This window comes from Runella salmonicolor, from assembly GCF_024158025.1.
Lineage (GTDB): Bacteria > Bacteroidota > Bacteroidia > Cytophagales > Spirosomataceae > Runella > Runella salmonicolor.
This window is the reverse complement of sequence record NZ_JAMZEL010000001.1, coordinates 1,296,534-1,319,718: the sequence shown is the minus strand read 5'-3', so window position 1 is coordinate 1,319,718 and position 23,185 is coordinate 1,296,534. Positions and strand designations below refer to the sequence as shown.

The following is a 23,185-nucleotide window of genomic DNA, read 5'->3' as shown; positions in this document are numbered from 1 at the left end:
AATGCGTTCGCCACTAAAAAAGCCGCCCCAAGTGGGACGGCTTTTTTTACCAAGCATCTCTAAACCTTTAAAATTAACTATACTTCTAAGTTCTTTTCCTGCTTTGATTTGGCACCGTTGCCGTTGGCAGATGCTTTTCCATCCACTCCATTGACAACTGGCGCTAAAACGTGACGGTCTTTGCGGCCGAAACGGTCTTTCAAACGCTCAACGATATAATACATGGCAGGAACCATCACCAAGGTTAAGACGGTACTGAACGACAATCCGAAAATAATCGTGAACGCCAGTGAGCCCCAGAATACGGCACTGAATCCACCGATAAAGAACTGCGGGTCAAACTCCGTAAAGAGCGTCACAAAGTTGATGTTCATCCCGATGGCCAACGGCACTAGACCCAAGATACAGGCCGAGGCGGTCAGCAATACGGGCGTAAGACGCGCCGCTCCTGCTTCAATAAGCGCCTGACGTACCGGCATTCCTCGTCCGCGTAACTCTTCAGTGAATTCAATCAACAGGATTCCGTTTTTGATTACGATACCCGCCAAGGCAAAGATACCTACACCCGTCATGATGATGGACATGGTCTTACCCGTAATCATAAATCCTAATAATACCCCAATCAAGCTAAACAACACCGTAAAGAAGATAATGAAAGGCTTGCTCATGGAGTTGAATTGTGTTACTAAAATCAAGAATATCAGCAAGATAGCTCCTAAGAACGCTACGCTCAAAAACTGCATGGATTTCATTTGCTCTTCCTGCTCGCCGCCTAAGCGTACGTTGTAGCCTTGCGGAATATCAATGCCGTCTACCACTTCTTTGATTTGGGCGTTTACGTCGTTGGCGTTGAATCCACCCAGCACGTCGGACGAAAGCGTTACTACGCGTTCCTGATTTTTACGATTAATGCCGCTGTAAGTGGTCGAGTAACGAATATTGGTCAACGTGCTCAATGGAACCTGACGCAATACTCCGCCGAGGTTCATGTCGCGGTAGACGATGTTCATGCTCAACAACTTTTCGATCTGACCACGGTCGTTTTCTTTTAAACGTACCATGATGGGATAATCGTCTTTATCGTCGCGGAATTTAGAGACTTCGGTTCCGAACAATGCCCCACGAATTTGCAGCGCGATTTGAGCCGTACTGATGCCTTCACGAGCGGCTTGTTCGCGGTCGATGTCAATCACGATTTCGGGTTTGTTCAACACCAAGTCAGACTTCAGTTCTTCAATCCCAGGAACACCCGCTTTGATGATGGCATTTTTTACGTTGGCCGTCAAATTGACCAATTTATCAAAATCTTCACCCGCAATTTCAATCGTAACGGGTTTACCCGTTGGTGGACCGTTACTTTCTGGCTCGGCCGTTACCTGCGCACCAGGGATTCCCTTTACGCGTTCGCGTACTTTGGCCAAAATATCAGCGGTTGAGATTCCGTAATGAATACGTTCTTCCACACTTTTGAAAGCCACCGTGATTTTCCCTTTGTTGGGCACCACCGTACGGTCGGGGTTAAAAGGGTCACCAGCGTTGATACCGATGTTGGTAATCACCGAAGCCACAATCGGGCTGTTTTTGCCAATAACGCCATACACGCGGTCTTCGAGTGTTTTCATTACTTCGTTGGTTTTGGCGGCGTCGGTACCTTGCGGCATGACACAGTAAACGTACACGAAGTCAGGATCTCCCGAAGGGAAAAAGACCGATTTGGGCTGAACAATGCCCGTTAGGATGATGGTACCGACAAACATCGCAATCACTCCCGCAAACAGTACATAAGGCCGAGCACCCGTAATGACCCACGAAATAAGTTTACGATAGCCGTTTTTCAGGCGTGGAAACACATTTTCCTGAAATGGAACAATGATGTGCGGAGTCAGAATGTAATGGTTGAAAACGTACAGAATCGTAATCAGTGCGAATAAGTTACCGATACCGAAGTTGATAAAATAACCCACAACCGATAGCCCTATCAATACCAATAACGGCTTTAGGATAGAACGGAATGACTTGTCTTCGTTGGCGTGCTCTTCTACGCGTTTCAGCGATGAAGACGCAAATACTGGGTTCATGACGTAGGCCACAAACAACGACGCAAAAAGCGTGATGATAAGTGTCAGCGGTAAGAATTTCATGAATTCACCCACAATCCCCGGCCAAAACAAGAGCGGTAAGAATGGCGCAATCGTCGTCAGTGTTCCCGTCAATACAGGCACAAATACTTCGCCCGCCGCAAATGATATTGCTTGATTTCGACTGAGTTTCTTGTCGTCATTGTATACGCGGTGGGCGTTTTCAATCACCACAATGGCGTCATCCACCACAATCCCGAGTCCGAGTAAGAAAGCAAAAAGCACGATGGTGTTCAATGTAAATGTAATACCCGTAGCTGAAGCGATGACGGGGAACAGCACGAAAGCTACCAACGTAGAAAGCGGAACCGAAAGCCCCACAAAGATGGCATCCTGAACCCCCATGAAAAACATCAAGACCAATACCACGAAGATAAAGCCCAAGATTACGGTGTTCAACAAGTCGTTCAATTCTACTTTTGTACGCTCTGAACTATCATTGGTCAGGCTTACTTTTAAGCCTTCGGGGAACTTGGTGTCCTCGTATTTTTTCAGAATGGTTTTAATCTCATCCGCCGCTGAAATCAGGTTCTCGCCCCCACGCTTGATAACGTTGAGGGTAATTACCGTTTTTCCATCCAAACGCGCGTAGCTTTGTCTTTCGGCAAAACCGTCTTTTACTTCGGCGATTTCGCTCAGTTTGAGCGTAGCGCCGGTCGACGAACGAATGATGATGTTGTTCAGTTGATTTACATCTTTAAACTCCCCCACCACGCGGAGGTTGCGGCGTACATTATCAACGTTGAGCTCACCGCCCGATATGTTGATGTTTTCGCCCTGAATGGCATTTTGAATTTCGAAGAATGAAACCCCCGCGGCCTGCATTTTGTACAGGTCGAGGTTGATTTGAATCTCGCGGTCGAGGGCCCCCACGATGTCTACGCGGGTGATTTCGGGCAGGGATTCAATTTCATCTTTCAACTGTTCGGCGTAATCTTTCAGTTTTTTCAACGAATAATTACCCGCCAAGTTGATGTTCATGATCGGAAACTCCGAGAAGTTTACCTCCTGCACCGAAGGGTCCTGCTTACGGTCGGTAGGCAGGTCAACTAGCGCTTTGTCTACGGCGTCGGATACGCGCTGTTTGGCGGCTTGGGCCGTGATTCCCGTCGTAAATTCAACCGTGATGAGTGAAAAATCTTGAATCGAATTTGATTTAATTTTTGTCACCCCACTCGCGGCTTTCAATTGCTTTTCGATGGGTTTTGTGATGATCGTTTCAATGTCCGAAGGGCTCGCGCCGGGGTAAATCGTCGAAACGATAACCGTGGGCACGGCGATTTCGGGAAACTGCTCTTTGGGCATCGTGAAGTACACGAACAAACCCGCCAGTGAAATAATGGCCGTGAAGAGATATACCGTGGTCTTATTCTCTAAGCACCAACGGGTAATTGCAAAGTCTTTTAGGGTTGTCATAAGCGTATTAATAACTGATTACCTGTCCGTCTACCAAATCCTGATAACCTTCCGTTACAATCAAATCTCCCGCCCGGAGTCCTTCCGTGATTTCGATTTCGCCGTTGTAAGATACTCCCGTTTTAATCTTGCGCGACTTCGCTACTTTCTTGTTTCCTTCCATTTCTGCCACGTACACTACATCGCCAAATTCGGTACTTTGGATATAATTTTGCTTGATAACCAAGGCGTTGGATTTGTTGATGTCGGCAATATTCAGAATCGAAAGCATATTAGGCTTGATGTCGCTGCTGGTTGGAATGGTGGCCTCAATTTTGAATGTACGGTTGGCTGGGTTGACCAATTTGCTGATAAATGTAATACGAGCGTTGATTTCACGACCAATATCGGGCAGACTCACTTTTACAGCATCACCCATTTTGATGTTGCTCAAGTAGCTGTCGGGAACGTTGGCCGTTGCTTTCAGGCTGCCCAAGTTGACGATACTCGCCAGCGGCATACCCGGTGCAGCAACCTCACCCGTTTTGGCCATTACTCTTTCCACCGCTCCACTGATGGGTGCGTATACATTATACATGTCCACTTGAGTATTCAGCACTGCGAGGTTTTTCTCCAACGACTCTTTGTTATTCTTTGCCTGCAAATACTGAATTTCTGTTCCAATTTTCTGATCCCAGAGGGCTTTTTGTTTATCATAAACGGTATTGGCCAGCTCCATTTGCTGCTTCAAGGCCGCGATTTGGTCGCGCAAGATGGCGTTGTCAATTTTAGCCAATAATTGCCCTGCTTTTACGGTTTGGCCTTCTTTTACGTAGACCGTGGTGTACGTACCTGCCATTCTTGGGGTAGCAGTAGCGGTGTTTTTGGTTTCGACCGTTCCCTGAATTTCAATAAAGCTTTTGAAACTGCGTGGTTCGAGCGTAGTGGTCACGACCGGAATCACCTTTTCGGCGGCTTTTAGGGTGGGGTCAGCGGCTTTGAGTTCGGTTTCGAGCGCCGTGATTTTTTCCGTTAGCGTTTTGGCATCGGCTTTGAGTTTGGCCAAGGCTTCTTTTTTCTCTGCTAACGTATTCGGTTTCTTTTCGCCTCCGCAGGCAGTTACGAATAAAGTGGCTGTTAATAAGAAAATGTATTGTGCTTTCATAAAATGTGTTGTTAGATTTCAGGTTGGATAGTGGACCGCGAGGTGAGTCTTGGTCCACTGCCCACTGTCTTAATAGTTTAATTTCCCTTTGGCTTTGTCCAAATCTACTTTTGACAAAAGCAATTCGTAGAGTGAGGCAAAATAGTTGGTTTGAGCTTCTTTCAGGGCCGACTCAGCGTTGATTACTTCAATATTAGAGCCTGTTCCTGATTGATATTTGATTTTAGAAACCCGCACTACTTCCTGCGCTAAATCAAGGTTGCGCTTTTGGGTTTTGAGGGTTTCGAGGCCGTTGATGATGGTAATGTTGGCGCTGCGAATCTGCAAATCAATGGATTGCTCCACCAAACTCAGGCTTTGCTTCACTTTATCGACCGTAAATTTGGCCTGTTGAATCTTGTATTTCTTGGCAAAACCGTCGAAAACGGGAATGTTGACACTCAAGCCGATGTTGGCGTTGTTGAACCACGGTGAGCCCCAAACTTCCCCAAAACCATTTCTACCCGTGTTGTAGCCGTAGCCAGCAAAAGCCGAAACGGTAGGATAATAACCTCTTTTGTTGTTCTCAACGTCCATTTCTGACAGTAACAGGTTGCTTTTCAGAATAGAATAATCAACCCGTTGGTCATACTTAAAGTCGTTGACATCGCTGGCTTTTACTTCTGCCGCAATCTTTTCTACGTCGGTTTCGTTGATGCGGTCGGTCAGTTGGATGGCTTCGTCGAGTTTCATGCCCATCTGAAATTTGAGCATATAATAACTCAAATCCACCATGTTCTGAACCTTAGAGCGTTCGGTTTTGAGGTTGTTGAGCGATACTTCCAAACGATCTACGTCTAGTTTTTCGACAAACCCTTTTTTGTTCATTTCGCCCATTTCGCGGGTGAGGCTATCCAGACGCTGAATGTTCAAATCCAGTAGTTTGGCGCGCTCTTCGGCCACCAATACGCCATAATAGGCTTTTGAAACGCTTTCGGCAATTTGGATTTTAGATTGGGTTACGTTCTTAACGGCCAATTCCCGATACGCCTGCGCGGCTTTCAAACCCAATAGCCATTGGGCGTTGAAAATCATTTGGTTGAGTTGCAAGCCCGCATTTCCCGAGTATTTTACGCCAAATTGAACGGGTACTGGAGGTGCGCCTTCTGGTGCTTGGGGGTCAAAAAAGATAGCTGGTAAAAAAACACGTTGGATGATAAGGTTGTCCATGAGGCTGACCGATGCATTTACTTGCGGTAAACCCACCGACCGAATTTCTCCAATCCGCGACTCCGCGCTTTGGGCGTCGGTTTGCGAGTTTTTGACGTTGATGTTGTGCGTCACTCCGTATTGAATGGCCTCCTGAAGTGAATAACGCGTTTGGCTGTAGGTCGGAAAAAGCGGTAGCAGGCATAGCACCAGCCATTTCCATTTGCGTTGAATTGATTGCATAGAGTGTGATTGAATTTGTGTTTGGTGGCCGTTTCCGACCGGTACGAGTTAAAAAAATGGGCTGTTAATAGGTACTTTTGGTGTTCAGCAGTGCTGAAAGGGATATAGAGACGGAAAGTTGTGTTTTTGTGTATTCTTCATATAATTCAAGTCCTTCGGGGGTGACAATTCCTCGTAAGAAATGGTCGAGTAATTCCAACTGAGTGTCCAACGGATTGAAATGCCCCACGGGGAAAATATAAGGGTCTAACCCCATTTCGATCTGTTCGAGTCGTAATCTTGCGATAATTTCAACGTTGACATTGGAGCGATACAACCCCATTTCAATGCCTTTTTGTATGTTTTTACGAATCAAATCAAGCACAAACTCTTTTTTATACTGCGAAAACAAATCCCAAGCCTGCGGGTAATACTTCTTGATGTCAAAAATGGCCGACGGATTCAATCCCGACATGGTTTGTCGCATCATTTCGGCACCCATCACTGCCTCCGCAATTGGGTTGGGGGCTTCATTGTGGATTTTCTCGGCAATGAAGTGGTCGCATTCAAAATGGTGTTTTACCCCCGCACATACCATTGAATTTTTATCTTCAAAATGTTGGTAGATGGTCTTTTTTGAAATACCCAACTCACGGGCAATATCATCCATCGTAACACTTTTGACGCCGAACCTAAAAAATAGTTCCTGCGCTTTTTCAAGGATTCTTTCTCTCACTATTGTTTTTCACTTTTTAAAGATAGAAACTTCGGAAACTATAAGAAAGTTCAGAGTTTCCGAAGTTTTTTATCAAATATTTTTGAGTTCCATGAGAGCTAAACAGGTATTTAAGGCGTTTTTTTGGTAATACAAATTAAATAGTCGGCACTGACAACCCTATGTCAGCAGGGTTGGAGAAAATAAAAATTAAATCGGAATGACTAGAGTATGTTCAATAATCCGTTTAATTTTGTATTATTTAAAGAATAAGTTTTATTAAAACGTATAGATACCTATCGGCAGAATCTACCAATGGGAATATAATTTTACGAGAAGGCAAAAGTAAAAACCCAACTCACACGCGGCTAGAAAAAAAGCGCGAAGTGGGTGAAAATGCTGACAAAAGGGAAGATTCGGGGGATAAAAAAAAGAGCAGTGTTTAAATTTCGTCGTTAAGGAAGTTTTCGGCTTTGATTTTGTTGTTTTCCTCTTCCACCAATCGGTTGATTTCCTTGATAACGTCAAAGAAGATCACCAATTTGTCGAGCGGAATTTGGTCGCGCAGCATGGTATTGAATGCTATCACGCCCTCGCGGGCCATTTCGCGTCTTCGTTTTCCCTCTTCGGTCAAAAAGACTTTCACAAAACGTTTGTCTACATCGTCGGTTTCGCGCCGAATCCAGCCGCGCTCTTCGAGTGCCTTGAGCGTACGCGTGAGGCTGCGCGGCTCCATGCCGATAGACGGCCCAATGCGGGTGGCAGGGGTGCCGTTTTCCATGTCGATATTCAGCAACACATACCCAATCGCCATCGTCATACCATACCGCCGAGAGGCGTAAGTATTATACATCCTGGAAATGGCGTGCCAAGCCCATTTGATGTGAAAGTCGACGGTTTTTTCCTTGCGCATTACCTGTTGATTTGATGTCATTTTTAAAACTTCCCAAGTTTTGGAAGAATCCATCTGCCAAAGTCGGGAAGTTTAATATCAGTGTCAGATAGGCAAAGATATACGTTAAAATTGATTATGATATGCCTGCATACCACATTATTGAATAGACATTTTGAATTTTGCCAAATAAAAACGGACGGCTCGGCCGATAAACAGTCCACCAATCAGGCCGGGCATAATCCAAGTGGCGATATAAATCCCTGCGGGGGCGTCAGGAAAAACATAACGTATATTTACCAGCGCAAACGCCGTGAAAGTAGCGATATACGAGCCTCCCATGCGCTCAATGTGGACAAATAACCACTCCCGGCTACCGTATTTGGCGGCGTGAGGGAGGAGGTATTTCCTGAAATCGTAACGAGCATTAGAGCCGCTGAAAACCCCGAAAACTAAAAATAATACTCCCACCGATTCAAATTGCCCCTTCATCAACAGCGTGGAGAGGTGATACACGCCATACACAATCATGGCTACGGAGGTAGCCGCCATCAATCCCGATATACCCCAATCATACCATCTTACGGGCTCTTCGTCGCGTTGTTGGAGCGAACGCCGCCCCGTAAAGCAGAGATAGAAGCTGAAAACAGCAATGCCTGTTAAGAACAAACGCCCGTCGGTAAGGGGGGAAATGAGCACCAAGCCAACCGCCGAGACGGCCACGAAGACCATTGACCAATAATAAATTAGACCCGTGGTGTTGTGTAAACGGCTTCCTTTTTTGGATAACATAGGAACAAGTCCCACGGCAAGGGCCAGAAATCCAATGGCAACGTGGGTGATGATAAAAAATGTTTTCATGGCAGTTTTGTGTTTGGTTGAAGAATGGTTTAAGGCCGAACAACGAAACAAATATCTGCGGAAACCCTTGGGCAAACAGCTATTTTCCGACGGAGTAACCATCGAAGGGAGTGAAGCGAAGGAAGACAAGGGCAAACTGAAATGCCTAAAGGTACAGGGCGGCAAAGTCGCGGCAGGCGGCGCTGAGTTTTTGAATGTCGTCGGGAGTATGCCAAGCACTCAATACGACGCGGGTGTTGGCTTTGTCGGTAGGTTTGGGGTAAGAAAAACTGTAAATAAAGATACCGCGTTCCAATAAAAAAGGGTATAACTCGTCGCGCTCGCTGTAAAAAACGGGGTAATTGTCCGTAAAGCTCAACAAGTTTAAGCCCCGAATGGAATCGGTAAATTGGCGGATATTGGCCTGTAAGCGCTTATAAGCGTCTTGATAAATGGCCTCGGCTTGAACGTACGCGTAAAGATGGTCGGGGGCCACGGGCGAACAGCCGCCAAAATAGGCGGAATACCGGATATGGTGCAGGCTCGCGGGGTCCGAAAAAATAACGCCACCGGGTAGCCCCATGGCTTTGGCCAGCGAAGCTGTAACAATCAGACGCACGTTTTTTGTTTTAGGAATACGATCCCAAACGCCACGGCCTCCCGTACCCGTTACGCCCAAACCGTGTGAATCATCGACCAATAAAACAAACTCTTTGTCGTCGGGCAGTTGGTTCACCCATTCAAAATCATACAGTTTTCCGCGAAGGGCATCGACGGAGTTGGTGACGAGGGCTAATTTGTGAATTGTGATTTGTGAATTGTGACTGGTACTTGTCAACTGCTCATGCCAAGCGGTAAAACTACCCTTGGGAATCTCCACCTGTGGCAAATGCCAAACCGCAGGATGGACATCGGGCGAATACCTAAATTCGTAGCCTTCGAGCATCAGTTGACGAACGGCCGCCTGTCCCGCCAGCATCCCTGATGATAGCGTGAGTGCGGCATCGGCACCCGCCCACGAAGCCAGTTTTTGTTCCGCCTGTTCGTAAATGGTCAGTTGTAAATTGCCGTTTCGGGAGCTGCCGTACACACTTCCGTATTGATGCAAACCTTCCTGAATGAGGCCTTGAAAAGCGGGATTGTGCGGTAGCCCCAAATAGGCCGTGCCGCTAAAATACAGGTATTCTTGGCCTTCAATATCGATAGTGCGACCCGGTAAATGGGCTATCTGGTGGAAATGGGTGGGGGCTGGCAAGGGATAAAAAGATTAAAACCGAAAAATATTAAACCGTAAAACTGAAAAAAGTAAAACTGAAAAAAATAAAACCGTAAAGTCAGGAATTTTAAAACTGAAAAATATTAAACCGAAAAACTGAAAAAAGTAAAACCGTAAAGTCAGGAATTTTAAAACTGAAAAGATAAAAATGTACTAATTCGTAAATCCCAAACTCGTACTTCGAATCGGGCAATTTTTTTAATCAAACATACGGAGAATCTTTCAATTTATGCCTTCTGTAATAACGTCAAAATGGAGAAGTAACGGGTTGGTTCAGCCAATTCGAAAATCCTGACGAAAGAACGTTTCAATTATACAATTTTTTGTAGCATCTTTGAAAAATAAAATCATCCACTAATCCCATAGATTATAAAATAGATAAAAAAATGAGCAAAACGCTTCACGACCGTCGCGGTTTTTTAAAGAAAAGTGCCTTGACTACGTTGGCAGGGCTCGTGGGAACCGAAATCGTTTTTGCCGAAAATATGCCTCAAAATCACGTTCCGCTGGCATTTGATGAGGGATTGGCGGGCAAGCATCCCGATATGATTGTGCTGAGTGATAAGCCTTGGAACGTTGAAACTCCGCCCCATTTGTTGGATGATGCGGTAACGCCTATCGAGCGAATGTTTATTCGGAATAACGGCCTTGTTCCCGAAGAAAAAATTGACCCTAAGGCTTGGACGCTGACCATCAAAGGTGAGTCGGTCAAAGCCCCGAAAACCTATACCCTGAGCGAGCTGAAAACCAAATTCAAGACCTATACCTATCAGTTGGTACTAGAATGCGGTGGTAACGGTCGCTCTGGATTTGTGCCCCAAACCTCTGGCAATCAGTGGGACCAAGGCGCGGTAAGCTGCGCCGAATGGACGGGGGTGCGCCTGAAAGATATCCTCACCGATGTGGGCTTGAAAGACGACGCGGTCTATATCGGGTACTACGGCAAAGACTTGCACCCTAGCCGTGACCCGAGCAAGGTGGTGATTTCGCGTGGCGTGCCCATCAAAAAAGCCTTGGAAGACGAAACCCTCGTGGCCTGGGCGGTCAATGGACAAGACCTGCCGCTGATGCACGGCTTTCCGCTGCGGTTGGTCATCGGCGGCTGGCCTGCTTCGGTATCGGGTAAGTGGTTGCATACGATTGCGATTCGCAACAAAGAGCACGACGGAGCCAAAATGGATGGACAGAGTTACCGCGTGCCGCGTCAGCCGATTTCGCCGGGGGAAAAACTGGCCGAGACCCCCGAAAACTTCCGCATCATTGAATCCATGCCCGTCAAGTCGCTGATAACGTATCCTAAATCAGGCGCAATGATTGACTTGGGCAAAACCCTTTCGCTGCGCGGGCACGCATGGGCGGGCGATGTTGGCATAAAAGAAGTGCAGGTTTCTGTGGATTACGGGGCTACTTGGCAAAAAGCCAACGTGCAGCCTCCCAAAAATCGCTTGGCGTGGCAGCGTTGGTCGGCGCAGATTCAGCTTCCCAAAAAGGGCTATTATGAAGTATGGGCGCGTGCTACGGATACCAACGGCATAACGCAGCCGATGGTAATTCCTGCCTGGAATCCCGGAGGATACCTCAACAACGCCTGCCATCGGATTGCCGTAAAAGCGGTTTAGTTAACCAAAAAATGGTAAACCGCCCGGGTGTCCCCGCGAAAAATGTAAAATGATAAAGTGTTGATAATAAAAAGTTATCTCTTTATTGAATCAAATATGATAAAGAACCTATTGTTAGTAGTTTGCACCGTTGGCCTGTTTGTGGCGGCGATGCAGCGGGAACATACATACGTCGCAAACCCCTCCTCGACGCAAGCATTGGCCGACAGCGTAGATGCCGAAACTGGTTTGGCGCTCGACCCTAGCTTTACGATTGTGAAAGCCCAATGTACGGGCTGCCACTCGCCGAAGTTGATCTTACAGCACCGCTTCACCCGCGACGAATGGTTGAGCAAAATTCGCTGGATGCAGCGCAATCATAAGCTGTGGGATTTGGGCGAAACCGAAAAAACGGTGTTGGATTATCTCGCCAAACATTACGCCCCCAATCAAGCGGCCTACTCGCGTAGGGAGGCGTTGCGCAATGTGAAGTGGTATAAATTGGAGAAATAAAGCGTTGATTTTCAGGTGTTATTGCAACGGTAGGTGATATCAATAAAAAAGGAGAGTACGGAAGAATATGATTTATTTAGACAACAACGCTACGACCCGAATAGACCCACGCGTGCTGGAAACAATGATGCCGTTTCTGACCGATAACTTTGCCAATGCGGCTAGTACGCACGCTTTTGGGGTAGGTGCAAGCGAAGCCGTCAAAACCGCCCGTCAACAGTTGGCTGATTTGATAGGAGCCCAAACCCACGAAATCGTGTTTACTTCGGGGGCAACGGAGGCCATCAACTTGGCTATCAAAGGCGTAGCTGAACAATACCAAGCCAAAGGCAAACACATTGTCACGCTCCAAACAGAACATTCTGCGGTCTTGGATGTTTGCAAACACCTTGAAACAAAAGGCTTTGAGGTGTCTTATTTGCCGGTACAGTCCAATGGTTTACTCGACCTTGATTTGCTAAAAAATACGCTTCGCAAAGATACGATTTTGGTGTCGATGATGGCCGTAAATAATGAAATTGGCGTCGTTCAACCTTTAAACGAAATAGGGCGATTGGCTCGTGAAGTTGGCGTGCTGTTTATGACAGATGGCACACAAGCTGTGGGGAAAATGCCGCTGAACGTTGATGAATTAGGTATTGATTTGATGCCAATGTCGGCACATAAATTTTACGGGCCCAAAGGCGTGGGTGCGTTGTTTGTGCGGCAGCGACGACCGAATCGCGTCAAACTGGAAGCGCTCCTGCACGGCGGTGGGCACGAAGGCGGCAAACGCTCGGGCACGCTCAACGTGACGGGCATCGTGGGCATGGGCAGGGCGGCAGAACTCGCCCAAAAACAACTTCAATCCGACGCCGAACGCGTAGGGAAACTGCGCGATATACTCGAAAACGAACTGCTTCAAATTTCGGGAACACGCATCAACGGCGACCGCGAAAACCGCCTCTACAACGTCACCAATGTACTTTTTGAAGGCTGCGACTCCGACGCGCTCATCATGGGTTTGGAAAACATCGCCGTGTCCAACGGCTCGGCCTGTACTTCGGCCTCTATTGACCCTTCCCACGTTTTGATGGCCTTGGGTATGACCGAAACTGAGGCTTTTTCGTGCATTCGGTTCAGCTTAGGGCGTTTCAATACCGCCGACGAAATCCCGCAGGTGGTAGAAGCGGTAAAGAAAGTGGTGGGGGAGTTGCGGGCGATGAGTGGCTAAACCTTAAATGCCTATTTCTAATCCTCTATAAAGTCTTTTTAAAGGCAAAGGACATTCTTGAATAGCATACAAAACGGCCGTGGCATCGTCGCCATCGTAGTCACGAACTATCCAAGTATTGTCGGTTTGTTTGGTATAAACCGACACGTGTTTGGTGTCTTGGTGTACCAGCACATATTCCTTAAAACTTGGAATCGTACGGTAATATTCATATTTGATGGTTCGGTCGTACTCTTTGGTCGAGTCAGACAGCACCTCCACAATGAGTAAGGGATTGGTGATGGTATCCTTACGATTTTGATAAAATTCGGGTTTTTCACAAATGACCACCGCGTCGGGATACACAAACTTGTTGTATTGCTCAATCCTTATTTTGGTGTCACTGTTACTGACAATAAACGCTAATTCATTGCCTTCAACAAAACTATCAATAATAGTGGCTGCTTTTTGAGCTAACCGATTGTGGGGTAGTTGTCCTCCAGCCATTTTTTTGATTAAGCCATTATGGTATTCGTGTTTGTGAATAGATTTGTCCTCCGCCCTAAAATAGTCCTCAATAGACACTTTTGGGGTGGGTAGCAATACTTTTCGACGAATAGGCTTTGTCAGCATGGTTTCCTGATAAGTAGACACTAATGATAAGGTAAAGATAAAATAGAAAAGCATAAAAGCCAAAAGAGGGTATTGGTGCATCAGCAGAAAATGACAGCAAACCCCCTCCGCCAAGCCCCATTAGAGCGGCATAAAGCCTTCTCCATTGTCACGCTGTAAGCGTCTGAATTTTTGTGGGAAAGGAGTCATGCGTTATAGACACATTTTTCAGAGGTTCGTCCCGAAGGCTTTGGGGATAAACGCAAACCAGCTTGAAATTGAAACAAATGTTTAAGAGTAATTTGGTACGCAGTACGAACTAACTTGACTTTTCGTTATCCTTGATAAAATTACTAAATTGGGAAAGTGACATAAGTGCTATTTGTGGAAAGCCTGTTTCTGTTAAAACATTGAAATGCCCGTCATTGGTCACTAAAAGTGCCCCGGCGGCAAAGGCACAATCGCAAAATTTGTTGTCATCGGGGTCGTCGGCAATGAGTGTCAAATCATAGTAGATTTCGTATTTTTCAACGAATGGGTGAACCAACAAAAAATTGAGTACATTTTCGGCGACGATAACGTTAGTCTTTTGCTCTAAAATTTCACGGTACTCCAACAAAATATCATTTGAAATGCAGAGTATTAAATCACCTTCAATAATGGCATCAAAAATCCAACGAAACTGAGATTTCTTACCAATGATGGCAATGAAAATATTGGTATCAATGACTACCTTTAAGGCGGTTGTGCTCATTTGTCCAGTTAGTCATGTCCTGTTCAGTCAAATCTTGCGCTTCCCATACTTCGTCCATGGCCTCGGTGGCTTTTTGGGCAAAGTAGTTGCCAAGCATCTCTTTTATTTCCAACAATTGTTCATCGCTTAGGTTGTTGGCGTATAGTTTGAGCAACTCTGCCTGCAAATTGCTCATCGGTTTTGTTTGAATAGCCGCCATAAGAATCCGTGGTTTATTTTAGACGAAAATACAGCGTAACCCCAAATTATCCTAATTCCCCTTCTTTGTCACGCAGTAAGCGTCTGAATTTTTGTGGGAAAGGGGGCAGCGTATTTCATAGATTCGTCCCGAAGGCTTTCGGAATAAACGCAAAACAATCATGTAACAGCCCCAGCGGGGCGTAATATTGGTAGAAAAGAAGTAATTCTCCCCACCCATGAAGCTCTGTAGGGGTGGTATAAGGGGCGTTAATTTGTCACGCTGTAAGCGTCTGAAATCGTTGTGAGATAATTAACAAGACCGTGCGTTACAAAGGCATTTTTCAGAGGTTCGTCCCGAAGGCTTTCGGGACAAACGAAAACTAACTGGGATGCAGGCGATGAGCAGTTAAGGTTGGTATAAAATAAAAGTCAATTCTTTGACTTGTTTGAACTGATTATCAGCCGAGATGAGGGGAATTCCTAAGAAAATTGCAGTAGCAGCAACAATAGCGTCGGGGAGTTTTAACCGATAATTACGGCGAATTTGTTTGGTAATCTCTTTTATTCCGGTATTGATGTCAATCAAGGCAGACTCATCCAAAAAATAGCGAACAGCGTTTTCCTCTTCCTAGGTAATGTCTTTGTAGCCAAGCAATTCTAATTCATTAATAAACGATAAATAACGGTGTCTCCGTTTAGTAAGTAAAGAACAACATTCGTGTCGAGCAGCAGGTTACTCCCATTCATTGCGCATCCGTTTTTGAATTTCCAAAGGGTCTTCTTTCAATTTTAATGCACCCACATATTTTTTGAAGTCATGCTTTGGCTTTGCACTTTGAGCCACTTTGATTTGAGCATCAATTTCTTCGCGTGAGGTCCCTTTTTTTAGTATGATTGTCATGGTCGTACTATATTTTTAGCGAATATAACGAAACAAATAATACGCTCAAATTATTGTCAACTCCTCTGTCAAACTGTAAGTGTCTGAATTCATTGCGGGAAAGGAGTCATGCGTTATAGACACATTTTTCAGAGCTTCGTCCCGATGGCTTTGGGGATAAACGTAAACCTTAACTACCTCTTAAACACATTTTTTCGATGCCATTCAAAATTAGCCAATGACGGCCAAAAATCCTTGTCAGAAGGCAATGCGATTGTTTTGCCTTCAATTTTTGAGAAACTGTACTCGCTATTGGTGTTTTCTTTAAATGATTGTGAAACTATGACTTCGTAATTTTCATTGACCGAAATCAATCCCCTGTCAAAAGCGCGGTGAAGATTAGGGCAAAGGGCGATTCCGTTCGTTAAACTATTGTCAAAATCTTTTGCAAATGGGATAATGTGACAAGCATCCACCATCGTAATTGTAAAAAGCGCTGACACACGAAGCTCTGAAACACAGCAAGTTTCATTATAAATCTTAATTACTTCACGCCTAAAAATGGTTCCACGGTTGTAGACTTCGATTTGATATGTTTCGGGGTCAAGACGTTTTTTGAGGTTTAGTAACTTGGTTTTGTATTCAGCGGAAGGTTCATAAACTTCGTTCCTTAAATCTTCTAAATATCCATCTTCTTGATTTTCAATGGGCTGCGTAGATTTTTGAGGGAAGTACGTTTTTAAAACCATTTGTTTCAGCACGTCTCGGCTTTCTTTAATCAAAAACAAAGAAGCCAAATTTAGGTCAATTTCAGCATAAGCAACTGCGGCACTCAAATTGCCGAAACTTCGCATGGAACCTGGATTTTCAATCCAAATTTCACAACCAACATTAGGAACTAACTGCCACCACTTACCTTTTTCTCCCGATAGGTGATAAAATGGTAAAGCAAAACGTTGGTCATGTTCTGTTGTTACAAACTGATTCCAAAAGACTGAGAAAGAATGGGTTAATTCAGGTGTGATAAAAATTCGATTGTCCGTAATTCGGCCTAATTCATATTCATGAATAATGGCAAGAAGTAAAATGGGTTTGTGAGGAGCACCGCCTTTTTTTGAATCACGGTGAAGGTGCGTGAAAGCGTGAATGAAATACTCAATTACCCGATTTACTTCCTGCATTATTTTTTCTGTAAGATGTTTTTCTCTATATCACCTGAAACCCATACGCGTACGGGTCGTCGTCGGGGTCGATGGTGATGGTGTTGAGACCGTAGACTTTGGCCCAGCCTTCCACCCCCGGAATGATGGCGTCGTGGTCGCCTACTTTGGCATAATCTTCGACCGTCCCGATGAACTTGCTGCCGATGATACTTTCGTGGATGAAACGGTCGCCTTTTTTCAATTTGCCTTGGGCGGCCCACTGCGCCATGCGCGCCGAGGTACCCGTGCCGCAGGGCGAGCGGTCGATGGCCTTGTCGCCGTAGAAAACCGCGTTGCGGGCCGAGGAGGTCGGGTCAATGACCGCGCCCGTCCATTCGATGTGGCTGAGGCCGTTGATGGTGGGGTCGTTGGGGTGAACGAAGGTATATTTTTCGTTGATGCGCTGGCGCAATACGCGCGCCCAACCAATGAGCTGTTCGGCTTTGTAATGCTCCAAGCCGGGGAAATTCTCCTGCACATCCACGATGGCGTAAAAATTGCCCCCGTAGGCCACGTCCATTTTGAGCGTGCCGAGGTCGGGGCATTCGGCTTCGATGCCTTCGGCGGCAAGGTACGAAGGCACGTTGACGAGCTTGACGGATTTGACTTTGTTGCTTTCCTGAACATAACTAATAAGTACCAATCCCGCTGGTGCTTCCATGCGTACGATGCCGGGCGTTTTGGGGCGAATGAGACCATGCTCGATGGCGATGGTGATGGTGCCGATGGTGCCGTGGCCGCACATGGGCAGGCAGCCGCTGGTTTCGATAAATAGCACCGCCACGTCGTTTTCGGGGTCGTGGGGCGGGTACAAAATACTGCCCGACATCATGTCGTGGCCGCGCGGCTCAAACATCAGGCCTTTGCGAATCCAGTCGTATTCGCGCAGAAAATGCTGGCGTTTTTCGCTCATGTTTTTGCCTTCAAGAATAGGACCGCCGCCAGCTACGACGCGTACAGGATTGCCGCAGGTGTGGGCATCAATGCAGAAAAAAGTTTTGGATGACACAGGAAAATATAAATGACGATGAAAGATGGTTGATTTTAGATTTTGCGTCGAAACAAGCTAAACTAACGCTTTTGGGCCTATTTGAACCGACTTTTGAATGATTTCCTCCAGCACCAGAAGGTTGACGTCCGACAACTTGTTGATGTACAGACACGACACGCTGGTTTTGTGTTTGCCCAACCGCTTGAGGTCCTCTTCTAGGTTGTTGATGCCGCAGGTCAGATAAAGCGTCAGGTTTTGTTTGCGGGGAGAAAAACCCACCAAAAACCAGTCGCCTTCGCGACCAGTGGCGTATTTGTAGTGAGTGTCGCCAAAACCGATGATGCTTTCGCCCCACATTCGGGGTTTGCTTCCGGTAGCGCGTTGCATCATTTCTGCTACGACGCGGCTGTCAGTACGTTGCTGCTCGCGGTCGATACCGTCAATAAACGCGTCTACGCTTTGGTCGGTAGGTTGGGTTTTGTTTTCAGCCATGGTTGAATGGAGGAAGTTAAGGACCTACAACAAAGTTAACAGGAATTGAACATCTACGAAAGGGCTGAAAAAAAACATCCCCGACACAAGGTGCCGGGGATGGTGGCTGACGTTACAAGGTACTTTTGCTTTTGCCTTCTTTTTTGGCTTTTTTATCAGCTTTTTTCTCTTTGGTAGTTTTTTCTGGTTCTTTTTTCTTTTCCTTGCCAGGCTTATCTTTTGCCATATCGGTAGTTGTTTAAGGGTGAGTAAATTACGTTAATTATCGGGGAAATAATTCCAAAAACTTTTTTGGAATGGTAGTTTCAAAACGAAGTTTTTCGTGAGTTATTGGATGAACAAAAGCTAAAACCCACGCGTGTAGGCCCAAGCGCGCGATGGGGTTCGTGACGGCCCCGTATTTTTTATCACCAACGATAGAATGCCCCAAGTCTTGTAAATGGACCCGAATCTGATTTTTACGCCCTGTTTCGAGGTTTACTTTTAACAATGAGAAATCGGCATTTTGCTTCAACACTTCATAATGCGTGATGGCCAATTGCCCCTGAGCGGGGTTTTGACTCGAATACATAATGAGCGCCTTGCTCTCGTTCAGATACGACGTAACGGTGCCCGAAAGCTTTTCGAAAGGCTTTTCGGCTACGGCAATGTAAGTGCGCTCTTTGGTGGTAGGCTCCCAGCTTTCTTGCAACAATGCCTTTACCCTTTCGGTTTTGGCAAACACCATCACGCCCGATGTGTCGCGGTCGAGGCGGTGAACGATGAAGATTTTGTTGGCGGGATTCTGCTTCTTGACGTGGGCGCTCAGCGTGTTATAGGCCGTTTGGGATTCCTTATTGTTGGCCGATATGGAAAGGAGTCCTTCCTGTTTTTCAATGACAATCAAATGCGCATCTTCAAACAAAATCGTCAGGCCGCGATACACGCTTTCCTTGGAACCTTGGGTCCAGCGTACTTCAACGCGCTGATTGGGCTGCAACGAATAATTATACTTTGTTTGAACCCGGCCTTCGACCAAAATATGCCGGTCGCGCAGCAGCGTTTTGATGTTGTTGCGGTTTTTATGGGGAAGTTTTGCCAACAGAAAAGCCATCAATTCGGCGGTTTCGGTGACGGTCAATACGAGCGGCGGTTTCGAGGGTCTTTCTTTGGGCATGTTGGGATAACATTATCCTTTCTCAACGCTTCTATTTTGAGCGTTGAGAAAGGGACAAAGTTATCGGAATTTTTGAGAAAGACAGTTTGTTGAGTAATCCCTCGGCCTTTCAGCGTGCTTTTGGTTTCTCAAAACCAAAAGCACTACTCAAAACGTATTAACATTTAACACCACCGTATTGATGCCCGGCGAGAGTCGGAGGGTACCAAAGGAGGTGTCTGCTTTCGTTCCGTTGAGCAAAATCGTATCTTCTGGTGAGTACTTTAATGTCAACTCTGCCGATACATTGGCGGGTAGTTCAAAGGTGTATTCCTGAAGAACCCTGCTTTTGCGCTGATACGATGCCTTGATGAGTCCTTTCATGGTGGGTACGGTGATTTCGGAAGCAGAAAGCGTGCCTAATTGCGGCTTGATGTGCATGATGCTTCCGCCCGCCGTTTTGGGTTGAATACCCCACATATTGCGCGCAACAATATTGGCAGGAGCGGCTCCCCAAGCGTGGTTCCAGTCGAGGTTGGGTTTGTATTTGGTATCCCAAGCCTCCAACGTCATGGTTGAGCCGATTTTTATCATGTTCCACCAGCTTCGGTCGTGGGTGGCGGTCATGAGTTGCAGGGCATAATCAGCTTCGTTGGCGTTGTAAAGGGCTTCCAACAAATACTGCGAGCCGTACACGCTGCACGCCATGCCCCGAGATTTGATAAACTTAGCAACTGATTTCTTGTGGACGTCGGGCGTAATATCAAACGCCAAGGCCATCATGTTGGCGTGCAGCGAGGAGTGGTCGGTGCCTTCCCCGTCAACGTACGCTCCCGTTTTGGGGTTAAATAATTTTTCATTGATGGCATTTTTGGCTTTTATGGCCATCGTCTGAAACTGCCTTTCATCTTCTGATTTGTGGAGAATGCGCGCAAATTCGGCCATGATTTCCATGTTTTTGTAAAAGAAACAGTTGACCATGGTGTTGATGGGCGTAAAAACATAGCCGTCGCGTTCGCCTTCGGCCGTGGCCAGTTTCCAACCCGTATCCTTTTGGGCCGGTGGCCAATCCACAATGTCTTTTAGCTGAATTTTAGGGTCTTTAAAACCCAATTTTTGCATAAATTCAGGCGTATTTTTGGGTGACGACGAGCTGATTAAACCATCCTCACGGGCGAGTTCCATGAGGGTTTTGTATTTCAGGGGCTCGTAGTATTTGGCAATGAGCTCGGTATTGCCCGTGTACATATAATCTTGGTAAAACATCAGCGCCACGTGGAGTTGCCATTCGGTAGGCCACGTGGGGTGTTCCATAAAATACTCAATGGTTTTGCGGGCAATGCCGTATTCGCGGTCGGTGGCGTAGTGGCTCAGCTGATTGAGGTAGGCATCGGCTTCGTACGGGATGCGCTCACGGTCGCCGTCGAGGTAAAATCCTGAAAATGAACTAGCTTTGATGGTGTATTTGCACAACTCCCAGATTTGGTTGAGGGTGGTGTCGGAGCTTTTGAAACGGCTTTGGTCTTCTTCAAAATAACTGAAATACGCCAATTGCGTTAAGTCATTGGCCGTCAGATTTTCGGTGGCATTGTCTATTTCGCAGTATCGAAACGGCAATAAGACGGGAAACGAATCGGGCAGTACCACCGCGCCGGCGCTCGATTTGGTGTTTCTTGCGTCGGGTTTGATGTTAAGCTGGTACGTTTTTTTGCCTTTCGATACCTCCAATTTTACCTCTTGGTACCGAATACTGCCCATCGGTTTGCGGTTTATTTTCCCGTTTTCGAGCTGTTCTCCCAGTCGTACGATGAGGGTTTGGTTCTTTTTGGCGGTATAATTGAGTGCCAGATTGGCAAAGGCCGCTTTTCCAAAATCAATAAAGTAACTGCCCGGAGCGGTTTTAGTGAATTTTGCCGGTTTCTTTTTATCTACCTGAAAAATATTGGTTGTTGAGATTGAATTGTCGGGTGGCCCCACCCGAAACGACTGCGCTTCTGAATAATCGCCCGTACGATTGTCGGTGTCCCAAATCCTCACTTTCCAAAAGTACTGCACGCCCGTTTGTAGGGGTTTGCCTTGGTAAGCCACATTGGAAGACTGGTTTCCGCGCACCTGTCCGGTGTTCCATACATCGCCGATGTTGTTGTCGATGTTGGCTTTGGAAGAAGCGACTAGTAGTTGGTACGACGACTGAAAAACGGCTTCTTTGGGTACCACCCAACCAAATTCGGGGGTATTATCTTTTAACAAAACGGTGGCGGGTTGTCGGATAAATTCCACCATCAAGCCCGTCGGTTGGCAAGCATTGGCATCTCGGTGTTGCCGGATGAGTTGTTCTGTTTTTTGCCTCAGGTTGTTCAATACATCCCGGTATTTTTCGTCCCGAACCAAGTTGGTGATTTCGTCGGGGTCTGCTTTGAGGTTGTAGAGTTCTTCGAGGGTTTTGTCGTTGACATACCGAAAATATTTCCACTCGTTGGTGCGTACGCCTTCGCTGGGCGGAATATTTTCAAACTCCCAAAGGTGCTCAATCAGCACCGTATCGCGCTGCATACTTCGGGCCGTCTGAGTGACCAACGGGAACAAACTTTTTCCGTGATAATTTTTCGGTCGATTTACCCCTGCCATGTCCAAAATCGTGGCAGGTACGTCAATGTTCAGGGCCATTTCGTCACTGTCTAGGTGCTTTTCCTGCCTTGGGTCGTAAATAATCAGCGGAACCCGAATGGAATTGTCGTACATCAGCCATTTGTCGGCCAACTGTCTTTCGCCCAGCATGTAGCCGTTGTCGCCCATCAAAATGATGATGGTATTTTTATCGAGGTTTTTCTTTTTCAGTTCTTCCCGAATTTTGGCAATTTCCAAATCAATCCCCGCAATCATTCGGTAATAGCCCTTGACCATGCGCTGGTATTTTTCGGGCGTATCAAACCTCCACGTCCAACGCAGACGGCTGAACCCCGCTTTTACTTTTTCGGGTTGTGCGTTAAAGTACTTGTCTTCGCCCAAAAGCGGTGGGTCAATGGTTTCATTTTCAAGCCAATGCGCTGTTTGTTCATCGTAAAAATATTGGTCAGGGGCTCCGTCGTGGGCGTGGGGGGCCGAAAAACTCAGCGATAAACAAAAGGGCTTGTCGGTGGGGGCATTTTCAATGAAATCAATGGCTTTTTGGCCCGTATAGCGGGTCAGGTGGACGGTATCTTTGCCCAGGGTTTTGAAGAAATAGCCCCGTTTGTCGGTGTATCGGTTGTTGCGGTCGTAGTCTTCATACACGTGGAATAATTGGTCTTTTCGGGCATAATTTACCCCGAATTTTCCGTAAAAACCCGTGTAATAGCCAGCCTCTTTCAGTACTTTGGGATAGGCATTTTCCATGTATTCCTGCTTGATATTGCCAGTCTGAAACGTGTAGCGGTGGGCGCGTTCCTGCATGGCACTCAAAATACTGGCCCTACTGGCGGCACAGATGGGGGTGGTTACCAGTGCTTTCTTAAAATAAACGCCCGTTTGCGCCAATTTATCCATTTCGGGCGTGTGGGCATACTTATTGCCCGTGTAGCCCAAGGCGCTGGCTCGGTGGTCGTCGGTCAGGATAAAGATGATATTGGGCTTGTTGGCGGTGTTTTGGCCTACTGCTTGGTTGAAAAGCGGTAAGAGTGAAAGAAGGAGGAGAAATAGGGGACGTTGGCTATTGTCGTGTTCTTTCCGGCCAGAGGCCTTGTAATAACAGCCGCTCGCGTCTCGCGAGCGACTGCAAATAAATGTATAAAACCCGCTGTTTTGGGACATGACTAAATCGTTTTGG

At 46.5% G+C, this 23,185-nt stretch carries 20 protein-coding genes; 3 read left to right on the top strand and 17 right to left on the bottom strand.

Translation table 11 applies throughout. The features are described from left to right. Positions 1 to 77 precede the first annotated feature (77 nt). From NCI00_RS05330 to NCI00_RS05300, 7 genes are all read right to left on the bottom strand, one after another. Complete coding sequence (locus NCI00_RS05330) at positions 78 to 3,554, bottom strand: efflux RND transporter permease subunit (RefSeq protein ID WP_166556858.1); 3,477 nt, start codon at positions 3,552 to 3,554, stop codon at positions 78 to 80. Between the two features lie 7 nt (positions 3,555 to 3,561). Beyond that, entirely contained in the window at positions 3,562 to 4,698 is a 1,137-nt protein-coding gene (locus NCI00_RS05325) for an efflux RND transporter periplasmic adaptor subunit (protein ID WP_253525772.1), read from the bottom strand. 69 nt (positions 4,699 to 4,767) lie between these two features. Next, entirely contained in the window at positions 4,768 to 6,129 is a 1,362-nt protein-coding gene (locus tag NCI00_RS05320; RefSeq protein ID WP_253525770.1) for a TolC family protein, read from the bottom strand. Between the two features lie 64 nt (positions 6,130 to 6,193). Continuing rightward, on the bottom strand, positions 6,194 to 6,844 hold the full coding sequence (locus NCI00_RS05315; protein ID WP_253525767.1) for a TetR/AcrR family transcriptional regulator: 651 nt from the start codon (positions 6,842 to 6,844) through the stop codon (positions 6,194 to 6,196). A 421-nt stretch (positions 6,845 to 7,265) separates the two neighbouring features. Further along, complete coding sequence (locus tag NCI00_RS05310) at positions 7,266 to 7,736, bottom strand: MarR family winged helix-turn-helix transcriptional regulator (RefSeq protein WP_114070280.1); 471 nt, start codon at positions 7,734 to 7,736, stop codon at positions 7,266 to 7,268. Between the two features lie 138 nt (positions 7,737 to 7,874). Then, a complete protein-coding gene (locus NCI00_RS05305) occupies positions 7,875 to 8,576 on the bottom strand; it encodes a DUF2306 domain-containing protein (protein ID WP_253525764.1) in 702 nt (233 codons plus the stop codon). 145 nt (positions 8,577 to 8,721) lie between these two features. After that, complete coding sequence (locus tag NCI00_RS05300; RefSeq protein ID WP_253525761.1) at positions 8,722 to 9,810, bottom strand: aminotransferase class I/II-fold pyridoxal phosphate-dependent enzyme; 1,089 nt, start codon at positions 9,808 to 9,810, stop codon at positions 8,722 to 8,724. Positions 9,811 to 10,217: 407 nt separating this feature from the next. Between NCI00_RS05300 and NCI00_RS05295 the strand changes: the two genes are divergently transcribed. The 3 genes from NCI00_RS05295 to NCI00_RS05285 all read left to right on the top strand — a co-directional run bounded on the left by NCI00_RS05295 (position 10,218) and on the right by NCI00_RS05285 (position 13,155). Continuing rightward, a complete protein-coding gene (locus NCI00_RS05295; RefSeq protein ID WP_253525758.1) occupies positions 10,218 to 11,450 on the top strand; it encodes a sulfite oxidase in 1,233 nt (410 codons plus the stop codon). 96 nt (positions 11,451 to 11,546) lie between these two features. Beyond that, a complete protein-coding gene (locus tag NCI00_RS05290) occupies positions 11,547 to 11,942 on the top strand; it encodes a hypothetical protein (RefSeq protein WP_253525755.1) in 396 nt (131 codons plus the stop codon). Positions 11,943 to 12,009: 67 nt separating this feature from the next. Beyond that, positions 12,010 to 13,155 carry a cysteine desulfurase family protein gene (locus NCI00_RS05285; RefSeq protein ID WP_253525750.1) on the top strand — a complete coding sequence of 382 codons (1,146 nt, stop codon included), beginning with the start codon at positions 12,010 to 12,012 and terminating at the stop codon, positions 13,153 to 13,155. Positions 13,156 to 13,158: 3 nt separating this feature from the next. Here NCI00_RS05285 and NCI00_RS05280 read toward each other — a convergent pair whose 3' ends face one another. The 10 genes from NCI00_RS05280 to NCI00_RS05235 all read right to left on the bottom strand — a co-directional run bounded on the left by NCI00_RS05280 (position 13,159) and on the right by NCI00_RS05235 (position 23,169). Then, complete coding sequence (locus tag NCI00_RS05280) at positions 13,159 to 13,767, bottom strand: Uma2 family endonuclease (protein WP_253525747.1); 609 nt, start codon at positions 13,765 to 13,767, stop codon at positions 13,159 to 13,161. Positions 13,768 to 14,065: 298 nt separating this feature from the next. Beyond that, the gene (locus NCI00_RS05275) at positions 14,066 to 14,500 is read right to left on the bottom strand and encodes a putative toxin-antitoxin system toxin component, PIN family (RefSeq protein WP_253525745.1); all 435 of its coding nucleotides are present in this window, start codon (positions 14,498 to 14,500) and stop codon (positions 14,066 to 14,068) included. Continuing rightward, on the bottom strand, positions 14,469 to 14,699 hold the full coding sequence (locus NCI00_RS05270; RefSeq protein ID WP_253525742.1) for a DUF8507 family protein: 231 nt from the start codon (positions 14,697 to 14,699) through the stop codon (positions 14,469 to 14,471). The genes NCI00_RS05275 and NCI00_RS05270 overlap by 32 nt, the downstream gene beginning before the upstream one ends. Positions 14,700 to 15,086: 387 nt before the next feature. Then, entirely contained in the window at positions 15,087 to 15,281 is a 195-nt protein-coding gene (locus NCI00_RS05265; RefSeq protein ID WP_253525739.1) for a PIN domain-containing protein, read from the bottom strand. 132 nt (positions 15,282 to 15,413) lie between these two features. Then, positions 15,414 to 15,581: a hypothetical protein gene (locus NCI00_RS05260; RefSeq protein WP_253525737.1), complete on the bottom strand. Its 168-nt coding sequence runs from the start codon at positions 15,579 to 15,581 to the stop codon at positions 15,414 to 15,416. Positions 15,582 to 15,754: 173 nt separating this feature from the next. Next, positions 15,755 to 16,741 carry an HNH endonuclease gene (locus NCI00_RS05255; RefSeq protein WP_253525735.1) on the bottom strand — a complete coding sequence of 329 codons (987 nt, stop codon included), beginning with the start codon at positions 16,739 to 16,741 and terminating at the stop codon, positions 15,755 to 15,757. A gap of 25 nt (positions 16,742 to 16,766) precedes the next feature. Continuing rightward, complete coding sequence (locus tag NCI00_RS05250; protein ID WP_253525733.1) at positions 16,767 to 17,771, bottom strand: 4-hydroxyproline epimerase; 1,005 nt, start codon at positions 17,769 to 17,771, stop codon at positions 16,767 to 16,769. A 57-nt stretch (positions 17,772 to 17,828) separates the two neighbouring features. Next, positions 17,829 to 18,245: a DUF1801 domain-containing protein gene (locus tag NCI00_RS05245; RefSeq protein WP_253525731.1), complete on the bottom strand. Its 417-nt coding sequence runs from the start codon at positions 18,243 to 18,245 to the stop codon at positions 17,829 to 17,831. A 262-nt stretch (positions 18,246 to 18,507) separates the two neighbouring features. Further along, positions 18,508 to 19,401 carry an RluA family pseudouridine synthase gene (locus NCI00_RS05240; protein WP_253525729.1) on the bottom strand — a complete coding sequence of 298 codons (894 nt, stop codon included), beginning with the start codon at positions 19,399 to 19,401 and terminating at the stop codon, positions 18,508 to 18,510. Between the two features lie 147 nt (positions 19,402 to 19,548). Next, positions 19,549 to 23,169, bottom strand: coding sequence for a family 78 glycoside hydrolase catalytic domain (locus NCI00_RS05235; RefSeq protein ID WP_253525727.1), 3,621 nt, complete (start codon positions 23,167 to 23,169; stop codon positions 19,549 to 19,551). Positions 23,170 to 23,185 lie beyond the last annotated feature (16 nt).